This window comes from Vibrio mimicus CAIM 602 (genome assembly GCF_000338875.1).
Taxonomy (GTDB): domain Bacteria; phylum Pseudomonadota; class Gammaproteobacteria; order Enterobacterales; family Vibrionaceae; genus Vibrio; species Vibrio mimicus.
Genome location: NZ_AOMO01000027.1, coordinates 39392 through 57239, shown reverse-complemented (window position 1 = coordinate 57239; position 17848 = coordinate 39392). Strand labels below are relative to the sequence as shown.

At 48.2% G+C, this 17848-nt stretch carries 14 protein-coding genes and 4 pseudogenes; 10 read left to right on the top strand and 8 right to left on the bottom strand.

Annotation, left to right across the window (positions count from 1 at the left end; genetic code table 11):
* Positions 1 to 33 precede the first annotated feature (33 nt).
* From D908_RS11730 to D908_RS11740, 3 genes and pseudogenes are all read right to left on the bottom strand, one after another.
* A complete protein-coding gene (locus D908_RS11730; RefSeq protein WP_005523969.1) occupies positions 34 to 765 on the bottom strand; it encodes an alanyl-tRNA editing protein in 732 nt (243 codons plus the stop codon).
* A gap of 4 nt (positions 766 to 769) precedes the next feature.
* Positions 770 to 1594: a 2OG-Fe(II) oxygenase gene (locus D908_RS11735; protein ID WP_005523966.1), complete on the bottom strand. Its 825-nt coding sequence runs from the start codon at positions 1592 to 1594 to the stop codon at positions 770 to 772.
* Positions 1595 to 1823: 229 nt separating this feature from the next.
* Positions 1824 to 2477, bottom strand: a pseudogene (locus D908_RS11740) (LysR substrate-binding domain-containing protein); the annotation flags it as partial.
* Between D908_RS11740 and D908_RS11745 the strand changes: the two are divergent.
* A pseudogene (locus D908_RS11745) lies at positions 2473 to 2841 on the top strand (family 4 glycosyl hydrolase); the annotation flags it as partial. The pseudogenes D908_RS11740 and D908_RS11745 overlap by 5 nt on opposite strands.
* A gap of 223 nt (positions 2842 to 3064) precedes the next feature.
* Positions 3065 to 4063 (top strand): AAA family ATPase, encoded by a 999-nt coding sequence (locus D908_RS11750; RefSeq protein ID WP_005523963.1) that lies wholly within the window; start codon positions 3065 to 3067, stop codon positions 4061 to 4063.
* 117 nt (positions 4064 to 4180) lie between these two features.
* On the opposite strand, the pseudogene D908_RS0119195 reads toward D908_RS11750, so the two are convergent.
* From D908_RS0119195 to D908_RS11765, 4 genes and pseudogenes are all read right to left on the bottom strand, one after another.
* Positions 4181 to 5419, bottom strand: a pseudogene (locus tag D908_RS0119195) (DEAD/DEAH box helicase).
* Between the two features lie 185 nt (positions 5420 to 5604).
* Positions 5605 to 6795: a mannonate dehydratase gene (uxuA, locus tag D908_RS11755; RefSeq protein ID WP_005523962.1), complete on the bottom strand. Its 1191-nt coding sequence runs from the start codon at positions 6793 to 6795 to the stop codon at positions 5605 to 5607.
* Between the two features lie 127 nt (positions 6796 to 6922).
* Positions 6923 to 7714 carry an FCD domain-containing protein gene (locus D908_RS11760; protein ID WP_000877539.1) on the bottom strand — a complete coding sequence of 264 codons (792 nt, stop codon included), beginning with the start codon at positions 7712 to 7714 and terminating at the stop codon, positions 6923 to 6925.
* 107 nt (positions 7715 to 7821) lie between these two features.
* On the bottom strand, positions 7822 to 8805 hold the full coding sequence (locus D908_RS11765; RefSeq protein ID WP_000989017.1) for a TRAP transporter substrate-binding protein: 984 nt from the start codon (positions 8803 to 8805) through the stop codon (positions 7822 to 7824).
* 322 nt (positions 8806 to 9127) lie between these two features.
* Here D908_RS11765 and D908_RS11770 point away from each other — a divergent pair, with 322 nt between their 5' ends.
* From D908_RS11770 to D908_RS11800, 7 genes are all read left to right on the top strand, one after another.
* Positions 9128 to 9643: a TRAP transporter small permease gene (locus tag D908_RS11770; RefSeq protein WP_001038354.1), complete on the top strand. Its 516-nt coding sequence runs from the start codon at positions 9128 to 9130 to the stop codon at positions 9641 to 9643.
* A gap of 11 nt (positions 9644 to 9654) precedes the next feature.
* Positions 9655 to 10956 carry a TRAP transporter large permease gene (locus tag D908_RS11775; RefSeq protein ID WP_005523961.1) on the top strand — a complete coding sequence of 434 codons (1302 nt, stop codon included), beginning with the start codon at positions 9655 to 9657 and terminating at the stop codon, positions 10954 to 10956.
* A gap of 50 nt (positions 10957 to 11006) precedes the next feature.
* A complete protein-coding gene (locus D908_RS11780; RefSeq protein WP_005523960.1) occupies positions 11007 to 12470 on the top strand; it encodes a fructuronate reductase in 1464 nt (487 codons plus the stop codon).
* Positions 12471 to 12482: 12 nt separating this feature from the next.
* The gene (uxaC, locus tag D908_RS11785) at positions 12483 to 13895 is read left to right on the top strand and encodes a glucuronate isomerase (RefSeq protein ID WP_005523959.1); all 1413 of its coding nucleotides are present in this window, start codon (positions 12483 to 12485) and stop codon (positions 13893 to 13895) included.
* Positions 13896 to 13898: 3 nt separating this feature from the next.
* A complete protein-coding gene (locus tag D908_RS11790; RefSeq protein WP_005523957.1) occupies positions 13899 to 14864 on the top strand; it encodes a sugar kinase in 966 nt (321 codons plus the stop codon).
* 9 nt (positions 14865 to 14873) lie between these two features.
* Positions 14874 to 15500: a bifunctional 4-hydroxy-2-oxoglutarate aldolase/2-dehydro-3-deoxy-phosphogluconate aldolase gene (locus D908_RS11795; RefSeq protein ID WP_000094948.1), complete on the top strand. Its 627-nt coding sequence runs from the start codon at positions 14874 to 14876 to the stop codon at positions 15498 to 15500.
* A gap of 72 nt (positions 15501 to 15572) precedes the next feature.
* A complete protein-coding gene (locus tag D908_RS11800; RefSeq protein WP_005523955.1) occupies positions 15573 to 16067 on the top strand; it encodes a YgjV family protein in 495 nt (164 codons plus the stop codon).
* A gap of 24 nt (positions 16068 to 16091) precedes the next feature.
* Here the strand turns inward: D908_RS11800 and D908_RS11805 are convergent, their stop codons facing one another.
* Positions 16092 to 17036: a LysR family transcriptional regulator gene (locus D908_RS11805; protein ID WP_005523954.1), complete on the bottom strand. Its 945-nt coding sequence runs from the start codon at positions 17034 to 17036 to the stop codon at positions 16092 to 16094.
* A gap of 120 nt (positions 17037 to 17156) precedes the next feature.
* Here D908_RS11805 and grxB point away from each other — a divergent pair.
* A pseudogene (gene grxB / locus D908_RS0119190) lies at positions 17157 to 17842 on the top strand (glutaredoxin 2).
* Positions 17843 to 17848: the final 6 nt, after the last annotated feature.

Sequence of the window (17848 nt, the reverse complement as noted above, 5' to 3'; positions counted from 1 at the left end):
GGATAGAAAACAGAGCAGTAGCGAAATCCATCATTAACCTCCGTGAATTGAATAACTAACTTTAATGCGATCTTTCTTACGTTTTATGCGGGTCACTTGAAGACCATTTAGCTCAGTGGTACTCACAACGTGCGTACCACCACAAGGTACGGGAGTAAACCCATCGATAGCGATCATGCGAATTTGGGTGCTTTGTGGAATGAATTTACACAGTAAAGGCCGCAGTGATTGCACTTCCGCCAAATCCAGCTCTATAGATTGAATGGCTCTTGGCGCTCGGTTAACCAGTAAATTAATCTGCTCGTTAATCAGCTCTACCGAGAAATTATCGTTAGTTCTCTCACTCTCAATCAGCTCAATATAGGAATCACCGGGGTAATGATGCCCTTTCGCGGGTGATAGGTTGTTATCCATCTCCTCAATGATGTGAGAAATTAAATGCCCTGCAGTGTGTGATTTGGCATTGATCAGGCGACGCTTCATGTCGATACGCTGCACACACTGCATCCCATGACTCACGAGCAGTGAAGGATGGGATTCCAACACATGGGCAATACCCTCTTCTGTCATTTCCGTATGATGAACTCGGTAAGCGACACCGTTAATTTCAAGGCTGCCAAGATCACACGGCTGTCCACCACCTTGAGGGTAAAAAATAGAGCTGTCGCAGTACACAGCAACCGTGTCATCCATTTCCACCACCTGAGTGATCGTTGCGGTACTTTCCGCTTGATAGGTATCCAAAAGGTACTTAGGTATCGTCATAGAATTAACTCCAAACTTGCAGTGCTTTGTTGTGATCTTCCAAACCAATGAAGCATGACCACGTCAATCTGGAGCCTTGTTGAATTTTCTCAACGGAATGAATACGAGTTGGGTTAAATAGAATAAGCTCACCCACTTCTGGAGTGATTTCTAAATAGCCGCCGTTCAACTGTTCAGCTTTAACACCATAGCTACCTTCAATACGTATCGCGTTGTAGGCTTCTTTAGACTCTGGCCATTCGTGCCATAAGCGTAATTCGCCACCTTGCTCCGAAGTTTCCAAATACACATTGGCGGCAAGCTGGTTGGTAATACCGGAATGCATTCCACTCACCAAGTCCCAGCTCAGCACATCATTGTGTGGCTCAGCATAAGAACCCGCTTTGAACTCTCTAACTAATCCAGCAAAAAGCTTATGACCACCAATTTCGGCAAGGTTGCAGTATGAAGGCCACACTTCACTGAGTTCTAACCGCAAACGGTCAATTGGAGAAAGAAATGGACTCACTTCCTTGCGCATTTCTTTAATCCAGATGTTTGCGAATTCACGATAACGGCTCAAAGAAACCTCATCATTCTGACATTCGAAAAACGCCTGACCTATGCGACCAATTTTCGGCGCGTTAACGTAATTACCAAAGAATGCGCTGCGCTTAATTTTGTTAGCGATGTCGTGCGCGGCCTGTTGCGAGAAATATCCGGGCACGCGAACCGCATCAATGGTTCGATCGAATAAACCATCCAAGTGCCATTTTTCGAGCTCACTGGTGATGATGATATTTTCTGACTGCCGGTACTTGAGTACAGAGGCAAGATTAGATGGGGACATTGAATTACCTAGCGTTGTGTCGTTGTTTTAGTGATTGACATGCTAAGTAATCGTTAGAAATGAATAAAATACAGATAAATTCAGAATAAAAAGATAAAACTGGAATAGTTCCAGTGATGCCGAACAAGCCATGATGGAAACGTCACGCGCTACCCTCACCCACGCACCCAAGTTTGCGTGATTGAAGGTCAGCCCATATCAATGATTACAGTTCGCTCGAAGCTCAAGGTTAATGGTGTAGTTGGGTGCTTAACCACTCGATAAACGCAGCATTTTTCGGCCTATGTTGCTGACCATTCAAACAAATTAAGTCGTATCCTCGCCCTGCGCTTACACGTTCAAAAGGCGCAACCAGTTCACCATTGGCTAAACTGGTTTGCACTAATGACTCTCGTGCCATTGCAACCCCCATACTATTTTGGGCGGCGATCATCGCCATGTCTGAGTGATTAAACAGGTAAGTTCTTTCCATCACATCAAGTGATTTAAGTTCGATATTATTCTGGCTTTCAAGCCAAATTTTCCATTCATGATTGGGTTCACTTGCTTCGAGAGATTCAGTGCAATGAATAAACGTCATCGAAGCAAATTGGCTAACAGAGTCACCATTCTCAGAGAAATGTATATCGTAGTATTCTGGGTTACAAACAGGGACTAACACTTCATCAAACAGTCTTTGGTGATAAAAGCTCGGATGCTCGCTATCACTGTAGTAAATCGCGATATCCACTGGTTCATGCTGGAAATCTAATCGGCTGGCTTTCACTCGCAGCTTAACATTGAGAGAAGGATACAAACGCTGGAACTCAACCATACGTGGTAATAGCCAACTCTGAGCAAACGTCGGAGCAACTCCGATATAAAGTTCGCTACGCAACTCGGAAGCAGCATGTGAACTAATGAGCTCCATTTACAACGATAAGCGTACCATCATGCACGTGAACACGCGCAACAATGGCACGATTGCTGGCTTGCCAGACGACTGCACGGTTGAAGTGAGTTGCATGATCACACGATCAGGGCCTGTGGCATTAAATGTTGCACCGTTTCCGTCAGATACTCTGCGTTTAATTCAATTAATGAAAGAATTTGAATCACTTACCGTAGACGCTGCGGTGACTGGTAACCGAAATGCAGCACACCGAGCCTTGATTCTCAATCCATTGTCCACAACTGGTACGGTTCTAGAAAAAGCCTTGGAAGAGACGATTGAAGCAAACCTCGATTATATGCCGCAGTTTCGTTAATCCTCAATAAAGCAGAAGGGATGGTTGATGCCATCCCATTCTTTCCATCAATCTCATATCTGTGATCTTACTGCTTTCTCTATGCTTTCGCTGTTGATGTTTCGTTCAATAACGTCATTATCTACCACAAAATAAATGCGTTACATCGTTTACTAAGCGGTCAGAATTTCTGTGGTTTCGGTGTGGCTTAATAAGAACATTACGTTACCTATCGAGGTATAACATGCAATTTTCTATGCTTTCGCGCACGCTGTTGGCGGTTTCAACGCTGACTCTGGCTATCCCAACTCATGCGATAAAAATGACAGATAAACAGATCGAACTGAGCATCAATACTCAGATCGCTTGGATGAAAGATGAAGGGGCTTTTACCGATATGGCCGCCTGCAGTGGCAAGCCAGAAGACACCATCATTAAAGGCATCCGTAGCCTACTTGAGAAATGTATGAAAGGTGATGAGAGTCAATATGAGATCTGTTACAGCAATGGATTTAAGTCTGTGCTCGGGGTGACAGATGCACGCTTAGAAGCCTGCATGGATCAATACGGCGACGATGACGAAGAGCAGTATTACGCGCTACAAGAGAAAGAAGAGAAGTTAAGGGCTGAGCTCGATGAACTGCAAAGCCGCAATGACAATTCAGACGCCCATTGGAATAAAATCGAAGCGCTCGAGCAGCAACTGCAAGATCTCTATCGAGAAATGGAACCGCTGGAGCAAGCAGAAGCTGAGCGAACCAAACGTGAGTGGGAGTTAGCGACAAACGAAGTGCGTAAGATGAACAAAAAGCTCGCTCCGCTGAAAGACCACCCAGAACACAATATGCCGCTCGGCCTTGATGAACCTTGGCGAGGAATGAAACCCAGTTTTGACCACCTTCCTCCAGAACAAGCAATGGCGAAAGAAGCACAATGGATGATTTGTTCCCAAATGGTCAATGATGTGACCCTATCAGCAGAAAGCATTGGAGCGGTAAAACATCAGCCTGAAGCGTACGGCATTACCGATGAGCAAAATCAGCAAGCGCTACGTGAACACTACCATGCTTCGAGTGGCACTTTCCTCGATAAGATAGATGAGAAAATCGTCGAAATTAGCTTAAATGATTGGGAATTTGCGCATACCGCCAAAGGCATGTACGACATCTCGAAAAAAGCATGGGACTGGTGCCAAGCACAACCCGCGGAGAAGTTTATCGATGTAGATGATTCTCGCCTGTAATCGCGAGTAATAAAAAAGCACTGAGTGAGTCCAGTGCTTTTTTGTTTTCGGCTATTCACAAGCTTAACGTGGTGTAGTTACCCCAAATGTCATCTTATGGTTCCGGCCACAAATGGCTTACTTAGCTCGAGGCACGGATGGTTTCGACTTACCTTGAAACTGCTTAACGCTCTTTTTATTTTGCGTGCGGCGATTAGCTTGTTTATCACGCGGAGCACGTTTGCTTTCACCTGTTGATGGCTGATCGGTCACTGGGAAACCTTCCAGATTCTGCACAGGTAATTCACGTTGGGTTAGGGTACGAATGGCATTCAGTGCATCCATTTCTCCGTGACACACTAACGAGAGCGCAATGCCTTGCTGCCCCGCTCTGGCGGTGCGGCCTACACGGTGTACGTACGTTTCCGCATGCATCGGCAACTCAAAGTTGATCACAACGGGAAGCTGCTCAATATGAATGCCGCGTGCGAGCAGATCGGTGGCAATCAACACTTGGGTTGTGCCGTTTTTAAACTCTGCCAGTGCGGTTTCACGCTGCGCTTGGTTTTTATCACCATGCAGCGCAATGGCTACAACTCCAGCTTTATTGAGTTTTTTGGTCAATGCCATCAGCATTCTCTTTTGCGCCGATAAATACCAGCACTTGCGGCCATTGGTGCTGCTTTAAAAGGGCCACCAAGGCTTGTGTTTTACTGCCTTTGTTCACCAAATACAGCGTTTCTTGCACTGCTTGGTTGATGCTGTTTTCAGGATTGGCGGAAACTTGGGTTGGCGCATGCATCAATTGCTGCGCTTTAAGTTTCAAATCATCAGAGAAGGTCGCAGAACACATCACGGTTTGGCGCACACTGGCGGTTTGGCTTGCTAGCGCTTGCACTTGCGGCCAAAAGCCCATGTCGAGCAGACGATCGGCTTCGTCTAACACCAGCGTCGTTACGCGGTTCAAGCTCAATCCACTTTGAGTTAAATCGAACAAACGTCCCGTCGTTGCCACCAGAATATTCGGGTTCTCAGCCAGCGCATTTTGCTGCTCAGTCTTATCAACCCCACCGCACAAGCAGAGCGTGTTCAGCCCTAACGGCGTACCAACGTGAGTGAGCACTTCGCTCACCTGCATTGCTAATTCACGCGTGGGTACTAACACTAAGGCTTGCTGCTCAGGCTAGTTTTTAAACGTTCAAGCAGAGGCAGACCGTAAGCCAAGGTTTTTCCACTTCCCGTATTCGCCAACGCCAACACATCTTTGCCCGTTAACATTGCAGGGATCACCAAAGTTTGAATGGTTGTGGGCTGGGTGATCTCTTTAGGCAGAGCTTGGATTACATCAGCGCTTAACGCGAGAGAAGAAAATGACATGGGTTGGGTACCTGAATATTCAAAAAACAATTTGGGGCGAATTATCGCAAGCGTGGACTTTACCACAAGCCTATTTGGGAAGTGTCACTCTTTTCCGCTCAAGCATATGACCAAACGTTAAAACGAAAAACGCAGAGCCGAAGCTCCGCGTTTATGGGGTTGCGCTTTATGTTACTCGCGCAAGATTAGATTTTAGTAAAGAAAGCGCGCTTGAGGGCCATTTCAAGGCCACGCACTTCGGCTAACCCTTTCAAGCGGCCGATTGCCGAATAACCCGGATTGGTCTTTTTCTTCAGGTCATCCAGCATTTGATGGCCGTGATCAGGACGCATCGGGATCAAACGATGATCGCCTACTTCGGCGCGGCGGTGTTCTTCATCCAGAATCGCCATCACTACGTTGTACATATCCACATCGCCATCAAGGTGAGCCGCCTCATGGAATGTCATCGGATTGCTCTCTTCACGTTTGGTTGAACGTAAATGCGTAAAGTAGATACGCTCGCCGTGCTTTTTGATCATCTTGACCAGATCGTTATCTCCGCGCACACCGTACGAACCGGTACACATGGTTAAGCCGTTCATTTTGCTTGGCACGTTTTCGGTCAGCCAATCAATGTCTTCAATCGTTGAGACAATACGTGGCAGGCCAAGGATCGGGCGCGGTGGATCATCAGGATGTACCGCCAGTTTCAAACCATAAGATTCACAAATCGACATTAGTTGTGAGAGGAAATACGCCATGTGCTCACGCAACTTATCTTTGTTAATGCCGGCATAACGATCAAGCTGGGCTTGGAACTCTTCTAAGGTGTAACCTTCTTCCGCTCCCGGTAAACCCGCAATAATGTTGTTGGTGAGCTGCTGAATCTGCGCTTCACTCATGTTGTTGAAGTATTCCAAGGCTTGCGCTTGTTCTGCTTCGGTATAATCCGCTGCCGCACCTGGGCGTTTGAGAATATGCAGCTCAAACGCAGCAAACGCGATTTGGTCAAAACGCAGCGCTTTTGAACCATCGGGCATTTCAAATTCCAGATCGGTACGCGTCCAATCCAGCACTGGCATAAAGTTATAGCAAACCGTATCAATACCGCATTCCGCTAAATTACGCAGGGTTTGTTTGTAGTTTTCGATCCACTGTTGGTAGTTGCCGGTTTGAGTTTTAATTTCTTCATGGACAGGCACACTTTCCACGACAGACCAAGTCAGCCCTTTCGCTTCAATGATCGCTTTACGTTTTAAAATCTCTTCTTTTGACCACACTTCCCCGTTCGGGATGTGATGCAAAGCATTCACGATGCCCGTTGCGCCCGCCTGACGAATATCGTCTAAAGAAACGGGATCATTCGGGCCGTACCAACGCCAAGTTTGTTCCATGACACTCACCTTTTTTAAAACGCACTTATCCCGCTCGAAAATTTCAAGCTCAGTGCGTAACGACTTCTTATTATACGGTTGCAAAAACAACCGCGCTGATCAGTGCCAGCTTACGCTGGCAAGCTAGTTATCTTTTTTCAGCACCCAGTAGAACCACTGGGTTTGAGCTAAATAAGTAACCATCAAAGTTAGGATCGTCGACGTCGGACAACGCCAGCAGGCGCTGCTTTACGTTTTCAAGGTGTTGCCACATGGCACTTTTGGCCGCGATAGGATCTTTACGCTGCAAAGCGGCAAGAATTTTGGCGTGATCGTCAAGCCACTCTTCACGGTAGTCTTGACTGCTGATGTGAGAATGCAGTTTTTTCCACATCGGGCTTTTTTCGCGTCGTTCCCATGAATGTCTCAACATGTCCACCAGCACAGAGTTTTGGGTTGCCTCTGCAATGCACATATGAAACCTTTCATCACCGTGACACTCTTGTGCGCCACTCACCAGTTCATCACGTTCCAGTTTGAGTGCGGCACGCATCTTCACGATGTCTCCCGGCGTGACTTGTGTTGCGGCAAATTCAGCAATATTGCTTTCGAGCAACTGTCGCGCTTGGAGCATTTCGAACGGGCCAGCATCATCGCTGATCACATTCTCACGAGCGTTATTTTTCGATGGAATATTAATGACATAGACACCCGAGCCTTTTTTCACTTCGACTAAGTTTTCCAGTTCCAACATGATGATGGCTTCACGCACTACGGTACGGCTGATGTCTAAACGTTCAGCAATATCGCGCTCAGGCGGAAGTCTATCCCCCACTTTATAGTGGCCGTTGATCAACTCTTTTCTTAGTACTAAACCAATCTCTTGATACGGTCTTTTCGGTTCAAAAGGCATCATGATGATATTGTCACTGTATTTCATCTAACTACTCACGCCATCATAATGACCAATAATAATTGGTCAACCTATATGTACCAGTATGTGGTAACACCTTGTTTTAATTTTACAATTACGACGATTTTAATGAATTACTGAACGGCCTTAATACGTTCAACCAATTGATTTAATTCAGGATTGTTCTTTTCAATCTCTTGATACATTGGTTGAACGGCTTCCACGAAGGCCGCTTTGTTAGGTTCAACAAACGTTACGCCCATTTTTTCTGCTTTGGCGCGCTCTTTCGCTTCCGATTCTGCCCAAAGCTTCTTCATGTATTCCGAAGAATCCGCTGCGGCTTTCATTAATGCTTTTTGCTGCTCTGGCGTTAACTTGTCGTAGGTCTTAGTCGAAATCACCAGTACATCTGGAACCATGGTGTGTTCGTCTAAGCTGAAGAATTTGGAAACTTCGCTGTGTCGACTCAAGCTAAACGATGGAATGTTGTTTTCAGCGGCATCCACTACGCCTTGTTGCAGCGCGGTGTAAAGCTCACCGTAAGCCAGTGGCGTTGGGTTACCACCCAGAGCCTTCACCATCGCGATAGCCGATGGGCTTGGCTGAACACGAACTTTCAACCCTTTCAGATCCGCTGGCGTATTAATAGGTTTGCTGGTGTAGAAGCTACGTGCACCCGCATCGTAATAGGTCACGCCAATAAAGCCGCTGCTTGCCGATGAATCGAGGATTTCACGACCAACTTCGCCATCCGTTACTTTGTAGTAATGCTCTTTATCACGGAACAAGTAAGGCAAGTTGAAAGCAGAGTAAGCCGGTGAGAAAGCCTCTAACTCAGCCGCATTGCTTTTCACCATATCAAGCGCGCCGTTTTGCATCAGCTCCATCGACTCACGCTGTGTGCCTAGCTGCGCATCAGGGTAGATACGAATACGCACTTCCCCGCCCGTCAATTCATTCACTTCTTTTGCCATGTAATCCATCGCTTTATGCACCGCATGGTCACGAGGATGGTTATGGCTCAGTTTTAATGTGGTCGCAGCATAAGCAGAAGCTGTGGCGCCGAAGGTCATTGCAGCACCCACAAGGGCACTTAATAGAGTCTTACGCGTCATCATGATTCTTGTCTCCGTGGATTGGTTATCCAATGTGTAGGGTAATTGTTCTTCTCTAACGAATATTGTTGTTTCGATGGGCATGTTGACCTTCAAAAAAGTCATCGTCAAAGCAAAAGATCAAATTGATTGACCACTATCACACTAATAACCCTCAAATTGGTTAACCAATTCATTTGTGAAGCCGCTCACGTGACAACCAAATCGACTAACTTATAATCCGCTCAAAAATACCCTACACATTTTGAGACCACACACAAACACGCGACCCAAAGTGGTAAACCAATTGTTATGAGATACGCGTGTTTACTTTAAGGAAATGAAAATGAATAAATTGGTCACATACATAAACAGAGGATTGGCGGCGTTCACCATTTCTCTTTCAAGCTTTCTTGTCTTTTGTGTTGTTTGGCAAGTGCTGTCTCGCTATGTACTTGGTAAACCAAGTACCGTCACGGATGAACTCGCGCGTTATCTGTTTATGTGGGTCGCTTTGATTGGTGCAGCCTATACCACGGGGCTAAAACGCCATCTTGCGATTGATCTGTTGACCATGAAACTGACGGGGAAACGCAAACTGATTAATGAAATCGTCATCCAAATCGCCATCGCCCTTTTCTCTTATGTAGTTTTGGTTCACGGCGGCACCCAATTAGCTTTAAAAACCTTAGCCACTGGCCAATTGACTCCCGCGTTAGGTTTAGAGATGGGTTACATCTATTTCTGCTTACCGATCAGCGGAGCACTAATGATTTTTTATTCCGCCATCTTCACTTATGAGCGCGTTAAGCAGCTCATCCTTGGTGAAGCCCTACTCACCAACTCACCACTTAACTCATAGAGGGTTCCATCATGGAATGGCAATTAATTCTTACCCTGTTTGGTAGCTTCGCCGTTTTACTCGCAATTGGTGTACCGGTCTCATTTGCAATTGGTTTATCCTCGTTAGCCACCATTTTGATGGGCTTACCGCTTGAACCCGCGATTGCGGTGGTTGCACAGCGCATGGCGGCGGGTTTAGATAACTTCGCCCTGCTAGCCATCCCATTCTTTATTCTGGCGGGCAACATCATGAACCAAGGCGGTATTGCTTTGCGCCTGATTAACTTCGCCAAAGTCTTAGGCGGCCGACTGCCAGGTTCACTCGCCCACGTTAACGTGATGGCAAACATGATGTTTGGTTCGATTTCAGGTTCAGCGGTCGCTTCTGCCGCCGCAGTGGGTGGCACTATGTCTCCGCTGCAAAAGAAAGATGGTTACGATGAAAACTTCTCTGCCGCGGTGAACATCACCTCTTGTCCATCAGGTTTGTTAATTCCACCCAGCAATACCTTGATTGTGTTCTCGCTGGTTTCTGGTGGTACTTCGATCGCGGCGCTGTTTTTAGCTGGCTACATCCCGGGTATTTTGATGGGGCTGAGCATCATGGTCGTGGCAGGCATTATCGCCAAACGCCGTGGCTACCCAGTGGCAGCGCGCCCAACGCTCGCGATGGTGTGGGATACCTTCCTCAAAGCGGCACCTTCACTCGCGCTAATCATAGTGATCATGGGCGGCATTATCGGCGGGATTTTTACCGCAACGGAAGCGTCTGCGATTGCGGTGGTGTACACCTTTGTGCTCGCGGTATTGGTTTACCGTGAAGTGAAGTGGCGCGATCTACCCAAGATCATCCTTGAATCGGCGGTAACCACGTCCATCGTGCTGCTGTTGGTTGGCGCGTCTATGGGTATGTCTTGGGCGATGGCCAATGCGGATATTCCTTACATGATCGCCGATGCTCTGCTTGCGATTTCCGATAACCCAATGATGATTCTGCTTATCATCAACATCATCCTGTTGATTGTCGGCATCTTCATGGATATGACTCCAGCGGTGCTGATCTTCACGCCAATCTTCCTGCCTATCGCACTCGATATGGGCATCGACCCTGTGCACTTTGGCATCATGATGACCTTCAACTTGGCGATTGGTATCTGTACTCCGCCAGTCGGCAGTGCGCTGTTCATTGGCTGTTCGGTGGCTAATGTGGCGATCGATAAAGTGATTAAGCCTTTGCTGCCTTTCTACGCGGCGCTGATCTTGGCGCTGATGGCGGTGACCTTTATTCCTGAACTCAGCCTGTTCTTACCAAACCTAGTTCTTGGCTACTAACTCTTTCAATGAATCATCCGCAGAGCACTCTGCGGGAGAAGGGAAATAAAATGAAAACCATTGCAAACTCCACACTAAATGCTGCTGTTTCACTGCCAGATTACGACCGTTCAGCCCTCAAAAGCCGCATTGTTCATCTTGGCTTTGGCGCTTTCCACCGCGCTCACCAAGCCCTATTCACCCATGAAATGCTCAGCAAAACAGGCTCTGATTGGGGTATTTGTGAGATCAACCTGTTTGGTGGTGAAGATTTAATTCAATCACTGCGCGCGCAAGATCACCTCTACACCGTCGCGGAAAAAGGGGCGCAATCCACAGAAGTCAAAGTGATCGGCTCCGTCACAGAATCTCTCCATCCCACTTTGGATGGTATTCAAGCGGTACTGGAAAAAATGGCCGAGCCGCAAGTGGCGATTGTTTCGATGACGATTACCGAAAAAGGTTACTGCGCCGATCCTGCCACCGGCACATTGGATAAAAACAATCCGTTGGTGATTGCCGATCTAGCCAATCCACGCGCGCCAAAATCGGCACTGGGCTACATTGTTCAAGCGCTGAAACTGCGCCGCGATCGTGGTTTGAAACCTTTTACTGTGATGTCTTGCGATAACGTGCAAGAGAACGGCCATGTCGCCAAAGCCGCGATTCTCGAATTTGCTCAACTGCTTGACCCACAATTGCACGACTGGATTGAAACGCATGTGACTTTCCCATGCACCATGGTGGATCGCATTGTGCCTGCCGCGACCGAAGAAACACTCACCGAAATCGCACAGCTGCTGGGCTGTGAAGACCCATGTGGCATCGCTTGCGAACCTTTCCGCCAATGGGTAATTGAAGATCACTTCGTCGCTGGTCGCCCAGATTGGAATGTGGCTGGCGCAGAATTTGTCGCCGATGTTGTGCCTTATGAAGAAATGAAACTGCGCATGCTCAACGGCAGCCACTCATTCTTAGCTTACTTGGGCTACTTGGGCGGCTACGCGCACATTTCAGACACCATGACAGACGAAGGCTACCGCAAAGCCGCTTTCGATATGATGATAAAAGCGCAAGCGCCATCCCTCACTATGCCAGAAGGCACCGATTTAGCAGGCTACGCCAAGCTGCTGATCGACCGTTTCACCAACCCAAGCCTGAAACACAAAACGTGGCAGATTGCGATGGATGGCAGCCAGAAAATCCCACAACGCATGGGCGGCAGCTTACGCTTCCACCTCGCACAAGGCTCTGATTTTTCATGGTTAGCCACCGCGATTGCTGGTTGGATGCGTTACGTAGCCGGTGTTGATGAACAAGGCAACGACATTGACGTTCGCGACCCGATGGCCGCAACTCTGCGCCAAATTTGCGATGAACATGGCTTAAACGTTTCAGTGGTACCAGCCCTACTCAGTGTCGAAGCGATTTTCCCTGCTGAATTAGGCCAAAACGCCAAAGTAATTGAAGCGGTCAGCCGCGCTTATCAAGCTCTACTGGATCACGGTGCACGCGCCACTGTGGCAGCGTTGTAAAAGGAAAGAACCATGAAGAATTTTTTGTGTGAAGATTTTTTACTCTCCAATGAAACGGCGCGCCGCTTGTACCACGAGCATGCATCTCATCAACCGATTTATGACTACCACTGCCACCTTAATCCGGCAGAGGTAGCGCAAGATCGCCAGTTCGAGAATTTAAGCCAAATTTGGTTGGCCGGCGATCACTACAAATGGCGCGGCATGCGTTCCGCAGGCATTGAAGAGCGTTTGATCACTGGCGATGCGAGCGATTACGACAAATACATGGCGTGGGCGAAAACCGTACCGCAAACCTTAGGCAATCCGCTGTATCACTGGACGCACCTCGAACTGCGCCGTCCATTTGGGATTACGAATACGTTGTTAAGCCCGAAAACGGCCGATCACATCTGGCACCACTGCAATGAACTGCTGGCCACACCAGAGTTCAGCGCTCGTGGCATTATGCAGCATATGAATGTGGTGATGGCAGGAACAACGGATGATCCGATTGATTCACTCGAGCACCATAAAGCGATCGCCGAAGATGACACTTTCAATGTGCAAGTGCTGCCCAGTTGGCGTCCAGACAAAGCGTTCAAAATTGAGTTTGCGGGCTTTGCTGATTATCTCAGCCAACTCGGTGCCGTGGCGGATATTGAAATTCGCCGTTTCAGCGATTTACTCAATGCCTTAGATAAACGCTTGGCGCACTTCAATGCACACGGCTGTCGCGCGGCCGATCACGGGATTGAGATGGTACGTTACGCCCCAATTCCAACCGAGCAGGATTTGGATGCATTGTTAGCTCGCCGTTTAAAAGGCGAAGTGCTTTCTGAGATCGAATGTGCACAATTCTCCACTGCGGTTCAGGTTTGGCTTGGCAAGCGTTATGCGCAATTGGGTTGGGTGATGCAGTTGCACATTGGCGCGCAGCGCAACAACAACACACGCATGTTCCAATTGCTGGGAGCCGATGCGGGTTTCGATTCGATTGGCGATCGTCCGTTTGCCTTTGAGCTGGCGCACCTACTGGATGAAATGGATCAAACCAATGAGTTGCCTCGCACGATCTTGTACTGCTTGAATCCGCGTGATAACGAAATGATGGCGACCATGATCGGCAACTTCCAAGGTGGGGGTATTGCAGGTAAAGTGCAATTGGGCTCGGGTTGGTGGTTCAACGATCAGAAAGACGGCATGCAACGCCAAATGGAGCAGCTCTCGCAGCTTGGTTTGCTCAGCCAATTTGTCGGCATGCTGACTGATTCGCGCAGTTTCCTATCGTACACACGCCACGAATATTTCCGCCGAATCCTGTGTGATATGGTCGGCCGTTGGGCAGAAAATGGCGAAGTACCGAATGATCTATCTCTGCTTGGCCCAATGATTGAAAACATCTGCTTTGGTAACGCTAAACGCTATTTTGAAGAGAGGGCGTAACGAATGAAACATATCGCCATTATGGGTGAATGTATGATTGAGCTGAACGGTAAACCGTTTGGTTCTATGCATCAAACATTTGGTGGTGACACTTTAAATGCCGCGGTATATCTGCGCCGCGGCTGTGAAGCCAATACTAACCCGGACGACATTAAAGTCTCTTACGTGACCGCGCTCGGTACCGACCCAATCAGTTCAGGCATGCTGTCGCGCTGGCAAGAAGAAGGAGTTGCAACGGAACTCGTGCTGCGTGATCCCACTCGAACGCCCGGTTTGTACCTGATCCAACTTGATGATCAAGGCGAACGCACTTTCTTGTATTGGCGAAACCAATCTGCGGCGCGTTACCTGCTGCAACACCCAGATTTTAGCCGGATTAAGCAAGCGTTAAATCAGGTCGATATGGTGTTTCTCAGCGGAATCACTCTGGCGATTTTGCCTGTCGAAGATCGTATTGCCCTGCTCAACCTGTTGGTTGAACTCAAAGCCAAAGGGGTTGAAATCGCGTTTGACAGCAACTTCCGCCCTGCCCTGTGGCCGCAAGATGACAACCATACGGTGAAAGAAATATACCAAGTCATGTACCAACTGACGGATGTAGCGCTCGTTACCTTTGATGACGAGCAGTGGATTTGGGGAGATAACACTCCAGAGCAGACCATTCAACGCCTCACCGCACTTGGCATACAAAAATGCATCGTCAAATTGGGGTCCGAGGGCTGCTTGATTCAAGATTCCTCGACTTCAATTTTCGCTCCACAAGCAGTGCCAACCCAACCGGTAGAGCAAGTAGTGGATACCACTTCCGCGGGTGACTCCTTCAATGGTGGATTCCTCTCGGCCTACTTAGCGGGTGCAGATTTAGCCACCGCATGCCAACGTGGTAACGCACTGGCCGGCACTGTGATTCAGCATCGCGGAGCCATTATTCCCAAAGAATTCACACAATCGGCGCTTGGCGTCGCTTAAGGAACCAACATGTCTAGCATTAAACAACAACTGAAAGCTCTGAAAGTGATCCCAGTGATCGCCATCGACAACGCCGAAGACATCATCCCACTGGGTAAAGTGCTGGTAGAAAATGGCCTGCCTGCTGCCGAAATCACCTTTCGCTCAGAAGCGGCGGTAGAAGCCATTCGTCTGCTGCGCCAAGCACAACCGGACATGCTGATCGGCGCAGGCACTGTGCTCAATCGTGAACAAGCGATTGCAGCCAAGGAAGCAGGTGCGACCTTTATTGTCTCCCCTGGCTTTAACCCTAATACCGTCAAAGCGTGTCAGGAGATCGGCATCGATATCGTACCGGGCGTGAATAACCCGAGCACGGTTGAAGCGGCACTGGAAATGGGCTTAACTACGTTGAAGTTTTTCCCTGCCGAAGCCTCTGGCGGTATCAACATGGTGAAATCCCTGCTCGCGCCGTATACCGATATTGAGCTGATGCCCACTGGAGGTATTAGCCCTGCCAACATCAAAGATTACTTAGCGATCCCACGTGTGTTAGCGTGCGGCGGTACTTGGATGGTGGATAAAAAGCTGATTGAAGCAGGAAACTGGGAAGAACTGGCTCGGCTGACTCGTGAAGCCGTTGCGTTAGTCAACTAACCCTCTGACTGGGCTTAACCCTCTTTACGCCCCCTTATTTAAGAGGGGCGCTTTCACTGAAGAGACACAAAAATGGACAACGCGTTAGCGCAAGGCATAGGTGGTATTGCGTTTCTGGTCGGTGTGATGGCCTTTTGGCAAAAAGACGACATGCGCTTTCGTTATCAGATGGTCGCATTTTGCTTCATCATGGGCATTCATTTTGCCTTGTTGGGTGCGACCGTCGCCGCCATCGGTGTCGTTATTAACGGCATTCGCAGTTTTGCTTCGATCAAAACGCAATCGCGCAGAGTCATGTGGTTTTTTATCGCTTTGATGTGGCTGATGACGCTGCCCAACATCACCCACTTTTTCGAGTTTATGACCGTGTTTGGATCGTCAGTGGCGACTTGGGCCCTGTTTTCTAAACGAGGGGTCGCCCTACGCAGCCTGATTCTGTTTAACTCGCTGTGTTGGGTTAGCCACAATATTTGGCTTGGCTCCATCGGTGGCACGCTAGTGGAAAGCACCTTTATTGTGACCAACCTGATGACCATTTATCGGTTACACAAAAGCGCCAATCCATAATCAGAAAACCGCGACGACATGGGCTCATGCATTTTCTGAATGCTCTTTGCCAGCCAAGCGTAACGAGCACTGCTCGATCAAAAAGTCGATAAACAATCGCAGGCGTTTGGGCTGGTATTGCCGGCTGAGATAAAGCACGTTCAAATCCGCCCCTGAGGCAGACGTGGAGGCGTTAAAATTCTTCATATAACCATTTAAGACAGTAACCAACCGCTTCTGATTGAGATCTTCCTGCACATCGAGGATCGATTTCAACGCGATCCCCATTCCCGCTAAAGCCCACTGGCGAATCACTTCCCCATCATCCGCAAAACTCTTGGGTACTACCGTGATCACCTTGTGCTGCTCATTATCTTGGAAGTACCACGTTTTCATCTCTTCATTGCTTCGGACCATGGCCAAGCAGTCGTGTTGAGCGAGATCTTGCGGAGTTTTCGGTGTGCCTTTACGCTCTAAATAAGCCGGAGAAGCGCACAACACTCGGCGACTCGCCGCCAGCTTGCGAGAAATCAGGCTACCGTCGGCCAGTTCACCGTAGCGAATCACCACATCCAAACCTGATTCCGCCAAATTCGAGATGTTGTCATTGAGGTAGAGATAAGGTACCACCTCCGGATATTGCTCAGTGAAGGCGGCAAGAATTGGAGCGATATGTTGTTTCCCGATGTCACGCGGAGCAGAGACTTTTAGCGTTCCCCGGACTTCTTTGCTGCCTGTTTGCAGCAAATTTTCTGTCTCGCGCACGCTATTAAGAATCTCAAGGCAAGCTTGATGATACAAAACGCCAGATTCGGTTAAGGAGAGATGGCGAGTGCTGCGATTGAGCAATTTGACTCCATAGCGATCTTCCAGTGCTTGTAGCCTTGCCGTTACTGTCGCGGGCGATAAACTCAACTCTCGGCCAGCCGCAGCAAGGCCTTGGTTTTTGACTATGCTGGCAAACAGCACCATATCTGCAAACTTATCCATAACACCTCCCTAAATCCTGATTATTCAATATAACCGAACAATCAATTCAGTTTCTCGCCAATTATCAATTTTTATGCGAGCAATATACTGCCTCAATCTCAACTGGATTAGGAAATCGCCATGAAACTCTATATTTATGAACACTGCCCTTTCAGTGCACGCGTGCGCTACGTGGCAGGAATGTTGAACATTCCACTTGATGTGATCATCCTTGATTACGACGACGACAAAACCACCAATGAGATCATTGGTAGCAAACAAGTGCCTTTGCTGATCAAAGAAAGTGGCGAAGCATGGCAGAAAGTCTCGACATCATTCAATTCTTGCTCGAATCGGTTAACTCAAGTGAAACCGCACAACCTGCACAAACCACGTTGGATTGGCAGCGCAGCGCATTCTTGCCTTTGCAAAAAATCGGCTATCCACGCTGGTTTAAGCTGGACTTGCCAGAGTTTAAAACCGCATCGGCTCAACGCGCCTGGCAAACGAAAAAAGAGACAGCCGAACTCAACTTTGAAACCCTACTGAACGACACCCCGCAGATTGCTCTGCAAGTGCAAGCCTGTATCGAAGCGGCTAAGCCACTGCTGAAACTCCGATCTTACCGACATGTCAGCCTGATTGATGAAGCAATTCTGTTTTCAATCCTGCGTGGTTTCTTCAGCGCCCCGGAAATCCAGTGGGACAGTGAAGTCAAAGATTGGATGGAATCTGTCAGTCAGAAAACCCAAGTCCGCTTGTTGCAAGAGACATCGCGACAAGACCCCTTGTTGCATCAACCGTTGCAAGTTACATCGCAAAAATAAGGAGGC

Excerpts from the sequence above, each read along its gene's own strand:
- D908_RS11775 (WP_005523961.1), top strand. The coding sequence starts at position 9,655 with ATGGAATGGCAATTAATTCTTACCCTGTTTGGTAGCTTCGCCGTTTTA.
- D908_RS11780 (WP_005523960.1), top strand. The coding sequence starts at position 11,007 with ATGAAAACCATTGCAAACTCCACACTAAATGCTGCTGTTTCACTGCCA.
- D908_RS11770 (WP_001038354.1), top strand. The coding sequence starts at position 9,128 with ATGAATAAATTGGTCACATACATAAACAGAGGATTGGCGGCGTTCACC.
- D908_RS11800 (WP_005523955.1), top strand. The coding sequence starts at position 15,573 with ATGGACAACGCGTTAGCGCAAGGCATAGGTGGTATTGCGTTTCTGGTC.
- D908_RS11760 (WP_000877539.1), bottom strand. The coding sequence starts at position 7,714 with ATGAAATACAGTGACAATATCATCATGATGCCTTTTGAACCGAAAAGA.
- D908_RS11730 (WP_005523969.1), bottom strand. The coding sequence starts at position 765 with ATGACGATACCTAAGTACCTTTTGGATACCTATCAAGCGGAAAGTACC.
- D908_RS11765 (WP_000989017.1), bottom strand. The coding sequence starts at position 8,805 with ATGATGACGCGTAAGACTCTATTAAGTGCCCTTGTGGGTGCTGCAATG.
- D908_RS11805 (WP_005523954.1), bottom strand. The coding sequence starts at position 17,036 with ATGGATAAGTTTGCAGATATGGTGCTGTTTGCCAGCATAGTCAAAAAC.
- uxuA (WP_005523962.1), bottom strand. The coding sequence starts at position 6,795 with ATGGAACAAACTTGGCGTTGGTACGGCCCGAATGATCCCGTTTCTTTA.
- D908_RS11795 (WP_000094948.1), top strand. The coding sequence starts at position 14,874 with ATGTCTAGCATTAAACAACAACTGAAAGCTCTGAAAGTGATCCCAGTG.
- uxaC (WP_005523959.1), top strand. The coding sequence starts at position 12,483 with ATGAAGAATTTTTTGTGTGAAGATTTTTTACTCTCCAATGAAACGGCG.
- D908_RS11735 (WP_005523966.1), bottom strand. The coding sequence starts at position 1,594 with ATGTCCCCATCTAATCTTGCCTCTGTACTCAAGTACCGGCAGTCAGAA.
- D908_RS11790 (WP_005523957.1), top strand. The coding sequence starts at position 13,899 with ATGAAACATATCGCCATTATGGGTGAATGTATGATTGAGCTGAACGGT.
- D908_RS11750 (WP_005523963.1), top strand. The coding sequence starts at position 3,065 with ATGCAATTTTCTATGCTTTCGCGCACGCTGTTGGCGGTTTCAACGCTG.